Source organism: uncultured Flavobacterium sp. (assembly GCF_963974175.1).
Lineage (GTDB): Bacteria > Bacteroidota > Bacteroidia > Flavobacteriales > Flavobacteriaceae > Flavobacterium.
Genome location: NZ_CAXBBR010000004.1, coordinates 1 through 18857, shown reverse-complemented (window position 1 = coordinate 18857; position 18857 = coordinate 1). Strand labels below are relative to the sequence as shown.

The following is an 18857-nucleotide window of genomic DNA, read 5'->3' as shown; positions in this document are numbered from 1 at the left end:
TAAATTAAAAACATTAATACGTATAAATACTTACTTACGATTTTTTATTTCTAATTTTGATACCAACAACTAGGAAATTAAATTAATCTAAATCGTATTGATCAATCCTATAAAAATTGATTCAAAAGATTCAAAAAGATACAAAATGAGAGGAGTAAATACAGATTGTTCGAGCTGTATCAATACTAATTGCTTTATAAAAAAACATTTACATCTGGAAAAAATGCAGGATTTTGTTTTACAAAAAAACAATTACAAATGTAAAAAAGGACAACAGTTCATGATTGAAGGAGCACCAATGCAGGGGTTATATTTTATTTATAAAGGAAAGGTTAAAGTTTTGAAAACAGGAATCTATGGAAAAGAACATATCGTTAGATTGACACAAGAAGGCGATACCGTGGGTTTTAGAGGTTTCGGTACAAGTAATAGATATCTGATAGGCGCATCGGCTCTTGAAGATACTGTTCTCTGTAATTTTAGCAATGAAGTGATGCAAGATATTCTGAAATCCATACCTGAATTTACCTATTCTATGATGCTATTTTATGCTGAGGAACTCAATAAAAGCGAAAACAATGTGAAAAAAATCGCTCAGATGAATGTACGTGAAAGACTTATTGACACACTTTTATATCTACTCAAAAAATTTGGACAAACAAATGATTTAATAAATATCAACTTGTCCCGAAAAGAGATCGCAGATTTTGCAGGAACTACAGATGAACAAGTGACTCGTATATTCTCAAGTCTAAAAAAAGAAGGACTAATAAAAATTGTAGGCAAGAAAATCAGCTTGCTACAAGTTGAAAAAATGAAACAAGAAATCGCCGAACACCGATAGTTTTCAATCGTATTAAATAGAATAAATAAGTAAGATTACTTTCCAAATACACACCCAAAACAAAATAATCAGTTTAAACTGTAGCTAAAAAGAAAGCGATAAATACAATCTAATAAAAGTTATATAAACCATAAAAAAGCCCAATTAATTGGGCTTTTTTATGCGACAAACTGAAACTTACGTATTCTCATAAGTGTTTTTCATCTAATACTTTGCAATACGCACCAACCTAACATCTTAAAAAAGAACAAACTAAATAACATACCTGTTTTTTAACAGCTTTTATCAAGTGTTTTGCACGTTTATTAGCCGTTAAAAAAGCTAAAATTCAATGTAAAAACTTCAGTAAATAAGTAAAACTACGTACGTATATTTGCTGAGTAAATAATTAGAACTAAAAACAAAATCAAATAAAACTATTTATTATGAAGTTACTGAAAACAATCGCTTTTTCAATATTAGGATTAATTAGTGCTAGTACATACGCACAAGAATTCAACGCCGATTTACAACTTAGACCGCGATACGAATATAGAAATGGGTATAAAAGTTTATTAAAAACAACAGACAACCCAACATCATTTATATCGCAACGTTCTCGTTTAAATTTAGATTTTAAACAAGATAGATTAAAATTAAAATTATCCTTACAAAATGTTCGTACCTGGGGAGATGTTCCTACTACTACAACTACTGACAAGAATGGAGTTGCTGTATTTGAAGCTTATGCTGAATATAGCTTTGATGAAAAATGGAGTACTCGCATTGGTCGTCAAACATTATCTTATGACAACCAACGTATCATGGGAGCAATTGACTGGATTCAACAAGGACAAAGTCATGACGCAGCTTTAATATCGTACAAAGACAAGAAAAACCAATTGGATTTAGGATTTGCCCATAATGCCAATGCCGAAAACTTATTAGAACCAGCAACAGCGTATGCTACTACCTATAAAGAAATGCAATACGCTTGGTATCAAACCAATATTAAAAAAGTAAATGCCAGTTTCCTGCTTTTGAACGCTGGTTACCAATTTCTAAAAACACCAACTGATCCACAGACTGATTACATTCAGACCTATGGTACTTATATAACTTACAAAGCTAAAAAATGGGACTTTGATTTAGGGGTATATGGACAATGCGGGAAAAGCAGCGGTACTGATTTAAGTGCGATGAACGCTGGAGGAAATTTGGGTTATGCCCTTTCTCCTAAATTTAAAGCGACTCTGGGATATGAATTCTTGTCTGGAAAAGATCAAGATGATACCAATACTAAAATAAAATCATTTACTCCACTATTTGGAACCAACCATGCTTTTAATGGATTTATGGATTATTTCTACGTAGGAAATCACAAAAACAGTGTTGGATTGCAAGATGCTTATTTGAAACTAGATTTCGGAATCAAAAAAGTAAAATTTTCATTGACACCACATGTATTCTATGCTCCAAATAAAGTAATAGCTGCAGGCGTAGAAAAAGACTCGTACTTAGGAACAGAGCTGGATTTAACAGCAGCATATAAAGTTTATAAAGATGTAATGATGGTTGCCGGATATTCTCAAATGTTTGGTTCTTCCACTTTAGAAACTCTAAAATCTGGTGATGCCAGTAAAACTAACAATTGGGCTTGGATAATGATCAACATCAACCCACAAATATTTTCAACAAAAAAATAATATTCAACTACTTAAATAAACAGAACATGAAAAAATTAGTGTTTAGATTATCGTTATTAGTTATAACATCTTTAAGTGTTATTAGCTGTAAAAAAGAAGACAAGAAAGAAGTTACAACTGGAGATGAAACTACCTCAACCTCAAAAACGGAGCAATTAGTTTTAGAGAAACCACAAGTAACATTAGGGTTTATTAAATTGACTGACATGGCTCCTTTGGCTATAGCCAAAGAAAAAGGATTTTTTGAAGACGAAGGTCTATTTGTTACTCTAGAAGCGCAATCCAACTGGAAAAATGTTTTGGACCGTGTAATTGACGAACAAATAGACGGCTCTCATATGTTGGCCGGACAACCAATCGCCGCAGCAGTAGGTTTTGGAAGACAAGCTAAATTAGTAACAACATTCTCTATGGATTTGAACGGAAACGCGATTACCGTTTCTAATGATGTTTGGTCAAAAATGAAACCGCAATTACCATTAAAAGATGGGAAACCGGTTCATCCTATTAGTGCCAGCGCTTTGTTACCCGTTATCAAAGATTACAAAAATGCTAACAAACCCTTCAAAATGGGTATGGTATTCCCGGTATCAACGCACAACTATCAATTGCGTTACTGGTTAGCTGCAGGAGGAATTAACCCAGGACAATACACCAAAGACAATGCGCAAGGAATGATCAATGCCGAAGTATTATTATCAGTTACGCCTCCACCACAAATGCCCGCTACTCTTGAAGCCGGAACAATAAATGGATATTGTGTAGGTGAACCTTGGAATCAACAAGCAGTAAGCAGCGGAATTGGTGTTCCTGTAATCACAAGCCGTGACATCTGGAAAAACCATCCTGAAAAAGTGTTTGTTATGACGCAAGCCTTTATTGACAAAAACCCAAATACAGCTATCGCAATCACTAAAGCCTTAATCAGAGCTGGAAAATGGTTAGACGAACCTAAAAACAGACTTGAAGCGGTTAAAATTCTATCAAGTCCTGCTTATGTTGGCGCCGATGAAAATGTCTTAAAAAATTCAATGACTGGAACGTTTGAATATGAAAAAGGAGACAAACGTGATGCAGCTGATTTCAACGTATTCTTCAAAAATAATGCTACCTATCCTTACTATTCTGACGGAATTTGGTTTATGACACAAATGAGACGTTGGGGACAAATTACAGAATCAAAACCTGCTGAATGGTATGCATCAAAAATCAAAGAAGTCTATAAACCCGAAATTTGGACCAAAGCAGCTCAACTTCTATTGAAAGAAGGTAATTTATCTGCAAAAGACATTCCAACCACTGATGGGTATAAACCCGCAACGACGGACTTTATAGACGGTGTGAAATACGATGGAAAAATGCCACTTGAATATATAAAAAGCTTAAAAATTGGTAATAAAAGCTAATTCATAAATCATGTAGTTGGGGATGTTGTGGTTGCATCCCCAACTATTTATTTAAAAAACTACAAATACAACGGTGCCTTAGAATGGTTTTTTACTTAGGAAAGAAATTAGTTTTAAATCAAAACCAATTAATGTCCTTTCAACCAATTTTAAATATATAAAAATAGAAATATGAAGACTAAAATAATTAAAGCTCTACAATTTATTGGATTAGGTTATTTGGAGCCACTTATTAGATTATTAACCGGAGAAGATTTGAAAAAAAACGGAAAAGAAGCATTCAAAAGAATTCTCTTTCCTCTTTTATCAGTACTTTTATTTATCTTGTTATGGCAATCATTTTCTAATTATTTAAATAATGTTGAGTCGGAAATAAAAATCGAAAAAGCATTAAAAGATCAAGGACCAGAAGCAGCTAAAAAACTAGAAGCCTGTATCGCTTCAGGGGAAATCAGTTGCAAACCAAATACCTTACCTTCACCTGCCATGGTTTATACTGCTTTAGGAAAATTATGGGATGATCATAAAATTATGGTTGCCAAAAAACAGGAGTTCATAAGTAAATATGAAACCCAAAATGAAGAACGTAAGGAGAAAGGGCAGATCGAGATTGTTTATACCGGCCGTCCTTCCTTTGTAGATCAGATTATAACCAGTTTAAAAACCGTTTTTGCAGGTTTCTTACTCTCTATAATTATTGCAGTACCTACAGGCGTTTTATTAGGACTAAGTACAACCCTAAGAACTTCATTCAACTGGATTGTTCAAATATTCAAACCCGTTTCTCCGGTAGTATGGCTATTACTAGTCTCTATGATTGTCAAAACTTTATTAACTGATGTTGATGTAGAAAAGTCATTTGTAATCTCTTTTATAAGCGTAGGACTATGCTCGATGTGGGCGACGCTTGTAAACACCAGCGTAGGAGTTTCATCAGTAGATAAAGATTATATTAATGTGGCCAAAGTGTTGCAATTAGGAACTTTTAGCAAAGTATTTAAAATCATCCTTCCCTCCTCTTTTCCAATGATATTTACAGGATTACGAATTACACTTTCTGTGGCCTGGATGGTATTAATTGCTATTGAATTATTGGCGCAAAGCCCAGGACTAGGCTCATTTGTTTGGGAAGAATTCCAAAATGGATCCAGTGACTCCAATTCGAAAATCATTGTTGCCATGTTTGTAATTGGTATCATAGGATTTATGCTCGATCGCATCATGATGATTTTTCAAAAATTACTAACGTTTACTGATTAAAATTAGTAGTAGGGACCTCTTGCTTTAAACTTTAAACAAAAAAATTATGGCATATTTAGAACTAATAAATGTTTGTAAATCATACGGTGAAGGCAAAAATAAAACCGAAGTATTATCTAACATAAACATAAAAATAGAAGAAGGAGAATTTGTTGCTATTGTAGGTTTTACGGGTAGCGGAAAAACCACCTTAGTCAATCTAATCGCTGGATTAATAGAACCCGATTCGGGAGAAATTTTATTCAAAGGAAAACCCATTCAGGGAACCAGTCACGAACGTGGAATTATCTTTCAGAATTATTCTTTGCTTCCTTGGCTAAGCGTTTATGACAATATTGCAATGGCTGTCAAAACCGTTTATAAGGACTGGAATGCGAAACAAGTTGAAGAACAAGTCAATGGTTTTATTGAAAAAGTAAACCTTTCGCATGCGGCACACAAAAAACCAAGAGAACTCTCAGGAGGAATGCGTCAGCGTGTGGCAGTTGCTAGAACATTAGCCATGAAACCAGAGTTGATTTTAATGGACGAACCTCTAGGAGCTTTGGATGCCTTGACCAGAGGAAATCTTCAAGAAGAAATATTGAGTATTTGGAGTGAAGACAAACGAACTGCCTTATTGATTACCAATGATGTCGATGAAGGTGTTTTTATGGCCGACCGAGTAATTCCTTTGCGCCCCGGACCAAAAGCAACTTTAGGCCCCAAATTTGAAATTAAAATTGACAGACCTAGAAATAAAATTGCCTTAAATCATTTAGACAGTTTCAAAAAATTGAGAAACGAAATTATTGAATATTTAATGGAAATCGGACAGGAAAGAACGGCAGGAATAGAAATCACTCATTATGAATTGCCCGATTTAGTGCCGAAAAAATTCAACTAAAAAATTCATACTAATTTAAAGAAAAAACTATGATAGATTCCATATTAGAACAAGACAAAATAAATCGTGATCCACAAGGGTTTGAAAAATACATGTTGGAATTGTCTAATTTAACCAAAATTTATCCCACTCCCAATGGTGATTTTGTCGTACTGGAAAATCTGAATTTAAAGATTAAAGAAGGCGAATTTGTATCCATAATTGGACACTCTGGCTGCGGAAAAACGACATTCTTATCTATGATTGCAGGTCTAAATCCCATTTCTGGTGGTCAAATTATTTTGGATGGCACGCCTATTTCTGGTCCTGGTCCTGATAGAGGTGTTATCTTTCAATCCCCAAGTTTACTGCCATGGATGAGTGCTTTAGAAAATGTTTTATTAGGAGTCGATAAGGTGTTTGCACATGCAAGCAAAAAACAACGTTTGGACATTTGCAAATACTATTTAAGCAAAGTGGGGCTAGATGGCGCTTTTGACAAAAAAGCAAAAGACCTTTCACAAGGAATGAAACAAAGAGTTGGCATCGCAAGAGCTTTGGCACTAAAACCACAAATATTACTGTTAGACGAACCTTTTGGCATGCTCGATTCCCTCACGCGAGGAGAATTACAAGATGTATTATTAGAAGTTTTAGACAAAGAAAAAACGACTGGAATAATGATTACCCATGATGTTGATGAATCTATTTTTCTAGCCGACAGAGTAATTATGATGACATCTGGACCAAGAGCTCAAATAGGTGATATTCTAGACATCAATTATGAAAGACCTAGAAATAGAAAGGCAATTCTGGAACACCCTACTTACTATGATAATCGTGAACATCTGATTAATTTCTTGGAGCATTAGAAACTAAATACAACTTAAACCACTAAAATTCAGTTTTTTAAAAATAAACATCCCTGTTTACAACATAAATTTTTGATACGAATTTCACAAATTAAAATGAATTAATTATTGAGTTAGCAGACGGTATAATTTCAACAAAGAATCCGTGAAAATCAGTATATTCTGCGGTTAAAAATAAAACCCACAATTCAAGAACTAAACGTGCATAGATTGAAGCATAAAAAGCTTCAATCTTTTTTTGTTATAAAGTGCAATTTATTAATGTTGCAATTAAACTACACTTTTACAATAAATTCTACTGTATAAAGCATCAGATTCTACGAATTGATAAAACTTAGAAAAAACAATTTGAAACTACGTGTTTTTACGTATTTATACTTACTTTTGTTTCAAAGGTTCTTGGTTTCGATAAAACTAAAAGCCAACTTTATTACTAATAAAGAAATGAAATAATGCAAAATTCAGAAATCAAAACTACCTGCTCCTATTGTGGAGTTGGTTGCGGAATTATAGTTACCACTGATGCAAAAAATGGCGTAACCGTAAAAGGAGATAAAGACCATCCTGTGAATAGGGGAATGCTCTGTTCTAAAGGAATGAATCTGCATTATGTGGCTAATGACATTTCAGATAGAATTCTGTATCCTGAGATGCGTTGGAGCAAGTCACATCCCATGGAGCGCGTGAGTTGGGATACCGCTTTAGATAGAGCCGCAGCCGTATTTTCGTCTATTATAAAAAAACACGGCCCTGATAGTGTAGGTTTTTACGTTTCTGGCCAATGCCTTACTGAAGAATACTACTTAGTAAACAAACTGGTAAAAGGATTTCTAAAAACGAACAATATTGATACTAACTCTCGTCTATGCATGAGTTCAGCAGTTGTAGGATACAAGAAAACATTTGGAGAGGACTCCGTTCCTATTGCCTATGATGATATTGAACTGGCAGATACTTTTCTAATTACAGGTGCAAATCCGGCTTGGTGTCACCCAATTTTATATCGAAGAGTTGAGCAACACAAAGAAAAAAATCCAAGGGTAAAAGTAATTGTTATTGATCCGCGAAAAACCGATACCGCTGTCGCTGCCGACTTGCATTTACAAATTACTCCTGGAACCGACATTATTCTCTATCATGCTATGGCAAAAAGAATAATCGAAAAAGGCTATAGCGATGACGAGTTTATTAAAAAACACACCGAAAATTATAACTTATACAAAGATCTTGTTCTTGCTACTTCGTTAGATAAAGCATCAAAAATGTGCGGTATTCCGATAAGCCAAATTGAATTGGCCGTCGATATGATAGGAAAATCAGAGGGCTTTATGTCCCTTTGGGCAATGGGTTTGAATCAAAGTGCGGTAGGGGTTGATAAAAACACGGCTTTACTTAATTTATCTTTATTAACTGGTCATGTAGGAAAACCTGGATCAGGGCCTTTTTCTTTGACAGGACAACCCAACGCTATGGGCGGACGAGAAGTAGGCGGAATGGCCAACTTACTAGCCGTTCACAAGGATTTAGCCAATCCGGAGCACCGACGAGAAGTAGCTGATTTTTGGGGCGTAGACGAAATTTCAGAAAAACCCGGGCTAACGGCTACTGAAATGTTTGACGCTTTAGAATCTGGAAAAATGAAAGCAATCTGGGTAATTTGTACCAATCCTTTGGTGAGTTTACCTGATTCTAGAAGAGTGGAAAAAACGTTACAAAATGCCAAATTTGTTGTCGTTCAAGAAATATCTCATAATGCCGATACTGCAAAACATGCGGATTTACTATTACCAGCAGCGGGTTGGTTAGAGAAAGAAGGTACCATGACCAATTCGGAAAGAAGGATTTCTTATTTGCCAAAAGGAATCAACGCTCCTGGAGAAGCACTTTCGGATGTCGAGATTCTGCTCCGTTTCGCTAAAAAAATGAATTTCAACGGTTTCAATTTCAATAATACCGAAGAAGTATACAAGGAATATTGTCAGATGACAAGAAACACGAATATGGATATTTCTTATTTAAATTACAATCGATTAAAAAACGAAGGTACTTTTCAATGGCCCGTTCCTGATTATGGACATCCTGGAACTCCGCGTTTATTTACCGACAAAAAATTTTATACGCCTTCGCAAAAAGCAATATTTAATATCCCAACCGCATTAGAAAATACATCCGAAGAACCGAACGATCAATTCCCGCTTATTCTGACCACAGGAAGAATAAGAGATCAATGGCATACGATGACGAAAACTGGAAAAGTGTCCCGATTAATGACGCATATCCCGAGTCCGTTTCTTGAAATAAATCCTATTGATGCGTATAAATCTTCTATAAAAAATGGTGACATTGTTGTCGTAACCAGTACAAAAGGAAATGTGCGCGTAAAAGCAAAAGTAACCGACTTGATAAAAGAGGGGGTTGTTTTCCTGCCGATGCACTGGGGTAAACAATTGGACAATGATTTAAACCGAACTAATAATGTCACCAATACAATAGTTGATCCCGTGTCTAAAGAACCGGATTTTAAATACACCATTGTTTCTGTTGCAAAATACGTAAAACCATTTGATAAAATTGCTGTGGTGGGCGCCGGAGCTGCAGCGTTCCGATTTATTCAGAACTATAGAGAAATCAATACCACTGATGAAATTATTGTGTTTTCGAATGAAGAAAACCCATTTTATAATAGGGTTTTATTACCAGAATATGTGACAGCTGAGCTTTCATGGGAACAACTTTTAAAAATAAAAGAAGACTCCTTAAAGAAGTTAAATATTACCATGAAAACTGGAGTTTCTATTGATACTATCAATACCTCCGAAAATACAATTCTGGACAGTGATGGCGTTGTCCATTCTTTCGATTCTTTGATATTGGCTACAGGAAGCAGACCTTTTGTTCCTGAAAACGCACAATTGCATTTACCGGGACGTTTTACTATTCGAAAAAAAGAAGATGCTGACCGACTTAAAAACTACTTAGATAACACTAATTTAGCTCCACAGGAACAACATGTTGTCATTGTAGGCGGCGGATTATTAGGACTAGAATTAGCCGCAGCACTAAAACATAAAAAAGTAAAAATTACGATTATTCAGCGCGCCTCCCGATTGATGGAACGTCAACTGGATCGTATTTCCAGTAAATTATTGGCCGAAGAAGTACAACTAAGAGATATCCAAATCTATTTTGACAATGAAGTGAGTACAGTATTCGAAACTGATAGTCAAAACGAAATTGAAATTGGTTTAAAAAGTGGGCGAATCATCACCGCTAACGCCATCGTTTACACTATTGGAACCATTCCAAATATTGAAATTGCCAAAGAAGCCGGTATTTCCTGCGGTCGTGGTGTTAAGGTGAACAAATATCTTCAATCATCAAATCCAAACATATATGCCATTGGAGAAATAGCAGAATATAACAATCAATTATTCGGAATCACCTCAGCAGCCGAGGAACAAGCCGATGTATTAGCCAACTATTTGGGTGGTGATATTAGCAGTTTTTATCGAGGTTCGGTTTTGATGAATATTTTAAAACTCGAAGACATCAATCTTTGTAGTATTGGCCAAGTGGAGATTCCTGAAAATGACGATTCTTATGAGGAAATAGTATTCTCTGATTTAAAGAAACGCTATTACAAAAAATGTATAGTCAAAAACGATTTATTGGTTGGCGCGATTTTGATGGGAGATAAAAATGAGTTTGCCGAATTCAAAACCATGATCGAAAGCAAAATTGAATTATCTGATAAGAGAGATTTATTACTAAGAGGAACTTCGAGTGCTAAACCAGTTCTGGGAAGATTAGTTTGTTCTTGTAGCCAAGTGGGTAGTGGAAACATTGAAGAAGTTATAAAAAGCGGAACAACTAATTTCACTGAATTATGTAAAACCACAGGAGCTGGTTTAGGCTGCGGAAGCTGTAAAACAGAAGTAAAAGAAATTTTAGCTAAGTGTAAATAATAGTGATCAGTGATTGGTATTCAGTTTATAGGCAATAACTGAACACTAATTTACTGAATACTGTAAACTAAAAAAAATGGAACTAACAAGATTAATAGTAAAAGGAGGCGTTATTTCACCAGGTGAATTACGTGATATTGTAAATTTAGCTTCGGAGCAAGGTTTAGATAGTATTTCCTTTGGATCCAGACAAGATATTATTTTTCCAAAAGGGTTTGAAAATATTGATCCAGATAAAACAAGCAAGCATCATTTTGTTTTCCCAGATGAAAAAAGCGGTAATAACATTGTGTCTTCTTATGTTTCGACAGATATTTTCAGAAATACCTCTTGGCTAACTGGAAATAAATTCCTGTATGTATTAGAACAATTTAAAGAGCAACCCGATTTAAAAGTCAACATCACAGATCCCAAACAGCAGTTAGTTCCTTTGTTTACGGGGCACATCAACTTCATAGCTTCTGAGCATGAAGACTATTGGTTTTTATACATCAGAATGCCTAATTGGGAACGCATGGAAGTATATCCGGTATTAATCTACAGCTGGGATATTTCCAAAATTTATTACGAAATCGAAAAAATTGTTCGAGAAGAATCACACGGAATAGACATGCTTTTTAGTTTGGTCAGTGAAGCTTTAGACACCAATAATAGAACTATAGACAAACCGTTGAACATTCCCTTCTACCCTTTCCCGTATTACGAAGGGATGAATCGATTGGGGATTGATCAATATTGGTTGGGTTTGTATTGGAGAAATAACCTGTATGATTTAGAATTTCTAAAAGAAATGTGCGATTTATGTTTTGAATGTAAAATAGGTAAAATATGCATCACGCCTTGGAAATCATTTATCGTAAAAGGGATTCCAAAAGACCGAAAACTAGATTGGGAAAAATTCTTGGGTAAAAAAGGAATCAATATCAGACATTCCCTTTTAGAACTAAACTGGCATTTACCAGTAGCTGTAGAATGGGCTTTAAATCTTAAAACATTTTTGGTTCGTACCTTAGACCAATTTGACATTAGTACCTACGGACTTACTTTTGGTATTTCTGAATACAACCGTACCGGGCATTACTTCACCTCGATTGTAGTCGAAAAAAATATCTTGCCTAAAGATTTAGAATCGATTAAAATCAGAGACACCTTTAACGTTTTATACGCCAAACGATTTGACCCAAACAGCAGAGAGTATATTGTTCATGCGCAAGATGTCGACAAACTGGAGTTGCCAACTATATTGATTGAGTTAAGTCGAAAATATTTTGACGAATTAGGGAATTCAGTACAAGAGGAAACGACTACAATGGCGATAAAAGAAAAAGTACAGCAAGAGGTACATCAATGCCAAGACTGTCTTACGGTTTATAACTCAGAATATGGAGACCTTGTTCAAGGAATTGAAAAAGGAGTACTGTTTCAGGATCTGCCTGAAAATTATTGTTGTTCTTTATGCGATTCTCCAAAAGCCAATTATATCGAATTAAAAGGGGAAAAATTAGATGCTGTTTAGTACAATGAAAGAATGGGGATTAAAGCGTTAGTTGAATTATAGCTGCATTTTTTACTACATAGAAACAGAATTGTTCTATCTCATCCTTTGCTTCCTATGTCTATATGTACTGAAAAATTTATGGCTTCTGGTTTTATAAGCTATTCTGTATTTTGAGTCGATGTTTTCTACCTTTTAAAACAAAAGAAAGAAATTAAGTTTAATTACTATTTACTTCCTACTTTATCAAAATTAAACAATTATTTTTGGTGGTTCATAATCCCTTATATTATAAAAAAATTGCAACATGAATACAACTTTTAAACCCGTAAGTTCTTCACACATCACGATTTCTGAACTAATGTTGCCTTCACATACCAACTTTAGCGGGAAAATTCATGGTGGTTATATTTTATCCTTAATGGATCAGATTGCATTTGCTTGTGGTTCTAAATTTTGCGGAAATTATTGTGTTACAGCCTCAGTTGATACAGTTAATTTCTTAAAACCTATTGAAGTGGGCGAATTAGTTACCATGAAAGCCAGTGTCAATTATGTGGGAAACAGTTCTATGATTGTGGGTATTCGTGTAGAGTCTGAAAATATTCAAACAGGAACAGTGAATCATTGTAATTCTTCTTATTTCACAATGGTTTCTAAAGACGGTAGCGGTAAAAACACAGCGGTTCCAGGACTTATTTTAACTAATATAAAAGAAGTGGTACGGTTTCAAAATGCGTTAAAACAAATTGCTTTAAAAAGAGAGAAAGACCTACATCAAAGCATCGCTTCCTTTGGGTCTATTGAATCTATTGTAAGTTCAAACAAATATAAAGTACAAATCGAATTACAGTAGCTAAAGCAATCCACACTAATAAAAATGGGTACTACTTTCACGCAATCATTGTGAAAATAGTACCCATTATTTTTTAAATTTATTTTTCTAAACACATAGAAACATAGATTTTACTTTATCTAAATCGCGTTTCACTTGGATTAAAAAAAACATAACTATGTAAAAACAAGAATTGTGCAATGTATTCCTTTTTTTTAAGCCTCTATGTGGCTAAAATTTAATCTTATTTCAACTTAGCCGTATCCACTCTTGTTGGCGTGTCTTTTCCGCTGATGATCGTTGACGAACTAATTGCGATGGCCTTAATGATTTCGGTCATGTTGTTCATGTCTAAAGTCTCAATTTCATCACTTGCTTTATGATAGTTCGGTTCATTATCCATTTTAGATGTCGAAATAGTATGTGCAGGAACTCCTAATCTTGCCAAAGTAGCATTGTCAGATCTATAGAACAACTGCTGTTCTGGATACGGATCTGCATAAAATTTAAAAACTGAACCTTCTAAGTTTTTCTGAAGAATTTCTCCCATATTCGATTTCTCAAAACTAGTAATGTAAGCAGAATTCCTCCCCCATTTTGATTCCGTTCCTATCATTTCAAGATTGAACATCGCCATTACTTGGGCTGGGTCTAATTGTTTCGAAAAATACTTGGAACCATAACCTCCCAATTCTTCAGCTACAAAAGCAGTGAAAATGATTGAACGCTCGTTGTTATTCATTTTCTTAAAATAGTCCGCTAGTAGTATTACGGCCGTTGTTCCCGCAGCATCATCATTGGCGCCATTATAAATAGAATCAGTAGCATCGTGTTGCTCTCCTTCTGCAGGTGAACCCACACCCAGGTGATCGTAATGCCCAGAAAACACAACATATTCGTTCGGTTTACTTTTCCCTTTCAAAACTCCAACCACATTATTTAGTTTATTAGTTGTAATCGTATTGGTGGCTTCAATCGAAAAATGTTCTGCCTCCGTTGGACCAAAAACAAACACCACCGTATTTTTTCCTGGAGTCGCGGCCATTTGCCCTATATGTTGGATATTTGGAATTACTTTTCTAAACGAATCATCCACAAGAACCAGTAGGTTTTTATCGCTTTGGTAATACTCATAAAACTTAGGTCCAAAAGAATCTCCAGCTCTAATATTCACTACAGCAACTGGACTGTTCTCCGTAAAGGAAACCTGAGGTTGGTAAGAGAACGAAATCATCGAACCCGCATCAATTGCTTTTCCGTCAATTGTAACTTCCAGACTCTTCCTTTTGGACTCCGTCATCGCAAATTCCTGCTTATAATCTTTCGCACCGTTAAAGGTTTGCAAGCCTATTTTCTTGAATTGTGACTCAATATATCCCGAAGCCTTATCAATTCCAGGAGTAAAGGCTCTGCGCCCTTGCATATCATCAGCAGCAAGTACTTTTTCAATCTCGGTTACCTTGTTTACGGTAATAATTTTATCTATAGACTGTGCCTGAACCAGCAAACTAGAAAAAAGTACAAGACCACTTAAAACAATTTTTTTCATGTATATAATTTTAGATACCTAATATTAGATTTTGTAATAAGAGTGTAGAAATCAAAATGTGTTACAATCATTTTAAGAAAACTACTAACATAAACACCTTCAGACCAATTCGTTTTCTATAGAAAGCTTTAAATCAGTGGTTTTATTTTTAGGAGCAGTACGATAGCCGTTTTCAAGAACTTCTCCTCCTGCTGTCCGCTGTATCTCTCCACTACGTTACGAGGATGCCGCTCCCATCAGGGCTGCTAATCACGGGTAATTTTCATAATAACTTTCTCACTAGCAATCAACACATTACATAACGTCACACCTAATGCCCATTTGACTTTAAAACCTCTAATAATCGAAAATTGAGATATAACTTTTCTTTACCTACTTGCTCACTTTTTAAGAAGCCTTGATTTTCTAATTCTTTTAGATAATTCCCCACCGTCTTTATATTTCCTAAACCTGCTTTTTCTAATTGGCCTCTTTTTGTATAAGGCAATCTAAATAGCTCTTCCATCAAGTCTTTTGAATATATTTTTGGTAGTTTTTGTTGTATCGTTACCGCCATTTCATTCATCAGTTTCTCGATTGCTGTAATTTGTGATCTTCCCTTCAAAGCAGTCTGCTCCACCATATCAAGCATGTACAAAATCCAGTCTTGCCAATTTGCTTCCTCTGTGATTTTTCTCAAATTAGCATAATATTCATTCTTATGTTCTATAATATAATTGCTAAGATATAAAGCCGGTAAATCCAGTAATCCAGTCATTTTTAGATATAGCAATAAGATAATTCTCCCTGTTCGTCCATTTCCATCAAAGAAAGGGTGAATTGCTTCAAATTGGTAATGAATAATTGCCATTTTCACTAATGGATCTAAGTCGTCCTCTGCGTGAATAAAATCTTCTAAATTTTTAAGTTTATCTCTAATTACTTTTTCTCCTTCAGGTGGAGTATAGACAACGGTATCTGTAACTGGGTTTTTCAATTGTGTTCCAGAAGTATTCCGAATACCAGACTGATTTTCTTTTATTATTTGAACTAATGATATAAATAAATTCGTGTTTAAGATAGGTCGTTTTTCAATTTGCCCAACGCCATACCATAAAGCATCTTTGTAATGCATAACTTCCTTTGTAGCCCAATTATCATTCTTTTTTTCTGCTATCGAAGCCTTAAACAATTCATCTTGAGTAGTAATTATATTTTCTATTGCAGAACTGGCTTGTGCTTCTTGCAGATTGATAGTGTCAATAAAAAGTGTGGGATTTGGCAAGTTGGTTATTGCACCTTTCAATTCAGATAAAGCCCTACTTGCACTAATTGTTTTTTTTAATACAATCGTATTCTCCACTTGTGCCATAGGTGGCAATAATGGCAAATCATTATAAGGTGTTTCTGGATTGTATAGTGCTTTGTTGCTCATCGTATACCTTTTGAACAAGGGCATTATTTACCTTTGTTCTATTTTAAAGAGTAAATATAGTGATTTTTTACTCTCGTTAGCATATGAACAGTACATTTCACCTTTGTTAATTTTATACTTCTTCTGTCCGCTGTATCACTCCTCTACGTTACGAGGATGCCGCTCCCATCAGGGCTACTAATCACGGGTAATTTTCACAATAACTTTTCCGCAATCTTGTCATCGCGAGGGACTAAGCAATTACACTAAAACAAGTCTCACGCTAGCGTTGCTATCAGTAGTTTATTTCCTGTTTTTTAATCGACAACAACTACTTTATTTACTAAAAATACTTATTTATTAATGCAAGTAATTCCACTTTGACAAAGGGTTTTGAGATATAATCATTACAACCTGCCAATATTGCCTTTTCTCTGTCGTCAGACAAACCAAAAGCTGACTGTGCGATGATAATAACATCTGTGTTAAATTCCCGTATTTGTCGCGTCGCTTCATATCCATTTAACCCAGGCATTTGTATATCCATTAGAATTAAATCAATGTCAGCATTGTTGCGGCTAATATCGACAGCTTCAATACCCGTACTTGCCTCTAGCAATGCTTTACTATTCTCTTTTAATATTGCAGATATCAACAATCTCGATATTTTATTATCATCCACAGCTAATATTTTAAGTCTCGAAATACTAGAATTATCCTCACAGCCCAATTTTTCAGACAATATACCTTTATCAGAACCATTTTGTTCTTCTGCTTCAGTCTGATACGGAATAGTAAAATAGAATATTGAACCTTTCCCCTCTTCACTTTCAACCCATATTTTTCCTCCAAGCATTTCAACATACGCTTTAGAAATTGACAAACCCAAACCTGTTCCCTGACGTGCCATTTTATCTGATATATCAGCTTGAATAAATCGCTCAAATATGGCTTTTTGCCTATTTTTAGGTATCCCAATACCCATATCTTTCACATAAAACTCAAATTCAGCTACCGCCTTTTTAGTTTTTAAAGCATACCCCAATTCTATTGTTCCTTCGTCAGTAAATTTAATAGCATTTTTGACCAGGTTGGTTAGTATAGAATAGATCTTTTCACTGTCGGATTTTATAAATGCTTCTTTGTCAGCTAACGTAGTTTTAATTAAAAAATGCAATCCTTTTTCTTCAATTTCAGGTTTAAAGAAAGCATAGATGAATTCGATTTGCTTGTTAATATTCGATTCCTTTATATGAACCTCCATTAATCCAGCTTCAATTTTTGAAATATCTACTATATCGTTTATAATATTGAGCATGCGAGCACCACTTTTCTCTATGATTAAGATATACTCTTGTTGCATTTCTCCCGTTAATCCAGGTTCTTTCAATAATTCTGAAAATCCTAGGATACCATTCATTGGAGTTCGTATCTCGTGGCTCATATTAGCTAAGAATGCAGATTTTAATCGATCTGATTCTTCGGCTTTTTCTTTTGCCTTTAATAATTCAATTTCTGTTTCTTTGATGTTCTGTATATCTGTACAAGTCCCAAACCACTTGATGACATTTCCTTTTTTATCGAAAATAGGTACCGCTCTAATTAACCACCAAAAATAGTCACCGTCCTTTTGACGCAGACGGCATTCAAGAGAATATTCGGCATTGTTTACAACAGCATTCTGCCATGCATCGAATGCACGTTGTTGGTCTTCCGGATGGAAAGGTTTAATCCAGCCTTCACCGTAACTTTCTTCTAATGTTAAACCTGTGTATTCCACCCATTGCTGGTTAAAATAAATGTTCATTCCATTAGAAAGAGTAATCCATACGATTTGTGGCATTGATTCAGCTAACAAGTGAAACTCATCTTTAATCTTAGCCAAAGCTTCTTCTGAATACTTACGCTCTGTGATATCAATACCTGAACTAAGTAATTCATTAATTTGACCGTCCTCGTCTTTGATGAGCGAGTTATTCCAGTAAATTAATCTTCGCTTGCCTGATTTTGTAACAACTTCATTTTCAAAATACTCTACTAATTCTACCTTCCCCTTCATGACTTTAGAATAGTCTTCCTTTACCTCCTTATTAATTTCAGAAGGAATACAGGTATCAAACCAGTTTTTACCTTTCAATTCTTCACTTTTATCATACTCCAGGATTTCCAAACACTTCTGATTTACTAAGAGGATATTACCCTTTTGATCCAATGATACAAAAGCACTACCGGCCATGTCTAGATAAAGTTCAGATTTTTCTTTGGCAACAATTAACTCTGCTGCACGCTTTTCTTTTTCTTCATTTTGAAAAGCAAGTTCCTTATTAGCAACAACTAATTCAGCTGCACGTTTTTCTTTTTGATCATTTTGAAAACCAAGTTCCTTATTAGCAACGGCTAGTTCAGCTGCGCGTTTTTCTTTTTGATCATTTTGAAAACCAAGTTCCTTATTAGCAACGACTAATTCAGCTGCACGTTTTTCTTTTTGTTTGTGTTGAAAGTCAAGTTCCTTATTAGCAATGACTAATTCAGCTGCGCGTTTTTCTTTTTGATCATTTTGAAAAGCAAGTTCCTTATTAGCCAAAACTAATTCAGCTGCGCGTTTTTCTTTTTGATCATTTTGAAAAGCAAGCTCCTTATTAGCAACAACTAATTCAGCTGCGCGTTTTTCTTTTTCGTCATTTTGAA

Annotated in this window: 12 protein-coding genes; 9 read left to right on the top strand and 3 right to left on the bottom strand. The window is 34.9% G+C overall.

Annotated elements, in window-relative coordinates; genetic code table 11:
* Nucleotides 1–145 precede the first annotated feature (145 nt).
* The 9 genes from AAC069_RS07480 (at nt 146) to AAC069_RS07440 (ending at nt 13248) form a co-directional block, all read left to right on the top strand.
* Complete coding sequence (locus AAC069_RS07480; RefSeq protein ID WP_339919854.1) at nt 146–844, top strand: Crp/Fnr family transcriptional regulator; 699 nt, start codon at nt 146–148, stop codon at nt 842–844.
* Between the two features lie 425 nt (nt 845–1269).
* Complete coding sequence (locus tag AAC069_RS07475; protein WP_339919853.1) at nt 1270–2529, top strand: alginate export family protein; 1260 nt, start codon at nt 1270–1272, stop codon at nt 2527–2529.
* A 26-nt stretch (nt 2530–2555) separates the two neighbouring features.
* Nucleotides 2556–3935 carry a CmpA/NrtA family ABC transporter substrate-binding protein gene (locus AAC069_RS07470; RefSeq protein ID WP_339919852.1) on the top strand — a complete coding sequence of 460 codons (1380 nt, stop codon included), beginning with the start codon at nt 2556–2558 and terminating at the stop codon, nt 3933–3935.
* Between the two features lie 171 nt (nt 3936–4106).
* The gene (locus AAC069_RS07465; protein WP_339919851.1) at nt 4107–5195 is read left to right on the top strand and encodes an ABC transporter permease; all 1089 of its coding nucleotides are present in this window, start codon (nt 4107–4109) and stop codon (nt 5193–5195) included.
* Nucleotides 5196–5241: 46 nt separating this feature from the next.
* Complete coding sequence (locus AAC069_RS07460) at nt 5242–6081, top strand: ABC transporter ATP-binding protein (RefSeq protein WP_339919850.1); 840 nt, start codon at nt 5242–5244, stop codon at nt 6079–6081.
* Nucleotides 6082–6110: 29 nt separating this feature from the next.
* Nucleotides 6111–6932, top strand: coding sequence for an ABC transporter ATP-binding protein (locus AAC069_RS07455; protein ID WP_339919849.1), 822 nt, complete (start codon nt 6111–6113; stop codon nt 6930–6932).
* Between the two features lie 452 nt (nt 6933–7384).
* Complete coding sequence (locus AAC069_RS07450; protein ID WP_339919848.1) at nt 7385–10897, top strand: molybdopterin-dependent oxidoreductase; 3513 nt, start codon at nt 7385–7387, stop codon at nt 10895–10897.
* A 76-nt stretch (nt 10898–10973) separates the two neighbouring features.
* Nucleotides 10974–12413, top strand: a complete 1440-nt coding sequence (locus tag AAC069_RS07445; protein WP_339919847.1) for a rubredoxin — start codon at nt 10974–10976, stop codon at nt 12411–12413.
* 286 nt (nt 12414–12699) lie between these two features.
* Nucleotides 12700–13248 carry an acyl-CoA thioesterase gene (locus tag AAC069_RS07440; protein ID WP_339919846.1) on the top strand — a complete coding sequence of 183 codons (549 nt, stop codon included), beginning with the start codon at nt 12700–12702 and terminating at the stop codon, nt 13246–13248.
* Nucleotides 13249–13471: 223 nt separating this feature from the next.
* Here the strand turns inward: AAC069_RS07440 and AAC069_RS07435 are convergent, their stop codons facing one another.
* The 3 genes from AAC069_RS07435 to AAC069_RS07425 form a co-directional block, all read right to left on the bottom strand.
* Nucleotides 13472–14776 (bottom strand): M28 family peptidase, encoded by a 1305-nt coding sequence (locus tag AAC069_RS07435; protein ID WP_339919845.1) that lies wholly within the window; start codon nt 14774–14776, stop codon nt 13472–13474.
* 310 nt (nt 14777–15086) lie between these two features.
* On the bottom strand, nt 15087–16190 hold the full coding sequence (locus AAC069_RS07430; RefSeq protein WP_339919844.1) for a Fic/DOC family N-terminal domain-containing protein: 1104 nt from the start codon (nt 16188–16190) through the stop codon (nt 15087–15089).
* Nucleotides 16191–16512: 322 nt separating this feature from the next.
* A partial coding sequence (locus tag AAC069_RS07425; RefSeq protein ID WP_339919843.1) for a PAS domain S-box protein occupies nt 16513–18857 on the bottom strand: 2345 nt, incomplete at its 5' end.

Excerpts from the sequence above, each read along its gene's own strand:
- AAC069_RS07445 (WP_339919847.1), top strand. The coding sequence starts at position 10,974 with ATGGAACTAACAAGATTAATAGTAAAAGGAGGCGTTATTTCACCAGGT.
- AAC069_RS07440 (WP_339919846.1), top strand. The coding sequence starts at position 12,700 with ATGAATACAACTTTTAAACCCGTAAGTTCTTCACACATCACGATTTCT.
- AAC069_RS07470 (WP_339919852.1), top strand. The coding sequence starts at position 2,556 with ATGAAAAAATTAGTGTTTAGATTATCGTTATTAGTTATAACATCTTTA.
- AAC069_RS07460 (WP_339919850.1), top strand. The coding sequence starts at position 5,242 with ATGGCATATTTAGAACTAATAAATGTTTGTAAATCATACGGTGAAGGC.
- AAC069_RS07465 (WP_339919851.1), top strand. The coding sequence starts at position 4,107 with ATGAAGACTAAAATAATTAAAGCTCTACAATTTATTGGATTAGGTTAT.
- AAC069_RS07480 (WP_339919854.1), top strand. The coding sequence starts at position 146 with ATGAGAGGAGTAAATACAGATTGTTCGAGCTGTATCAATACTAATTGC.
- AAC069_RS07475 (WP_339919853.1), top strand. The coding sequence starts at position 1,270 with ATGAAGTTACTGAAAACAATCGCTTTTTCAATATTAGGATTAATTAGT.
- AAC069_RS07455 (WP_339919849.1), top strand. The coding sequence starts at position 6,111 with ATGATAGATTCCATATTAGAACAAGACAAAATAAATCGTGATCCACAA.
- AAC069_RS07435 (WP_339919845.1), bottom strand. The coding sequence starts at position 14,776 with ATGAAAAAAATTGTTTTAAGTGGTCTTGTACTTTTTTCTAGTTTGCTG.
- AAC069_RS07450 (WP_339919848.1), top strand. The coding sequence starts at position 7,385 with ATGCAAAATTCAGAAATCAAAACTACCTGCTCCTATTGTGGAGTTGGT.
- AAC069_RS07430 (WP_339919844.1), bottom strand. The coding sequence starts at position 16,190 with ATGAGCAACAAAGCACTATACAATCCAGAAACACCTTATAATGATTTG.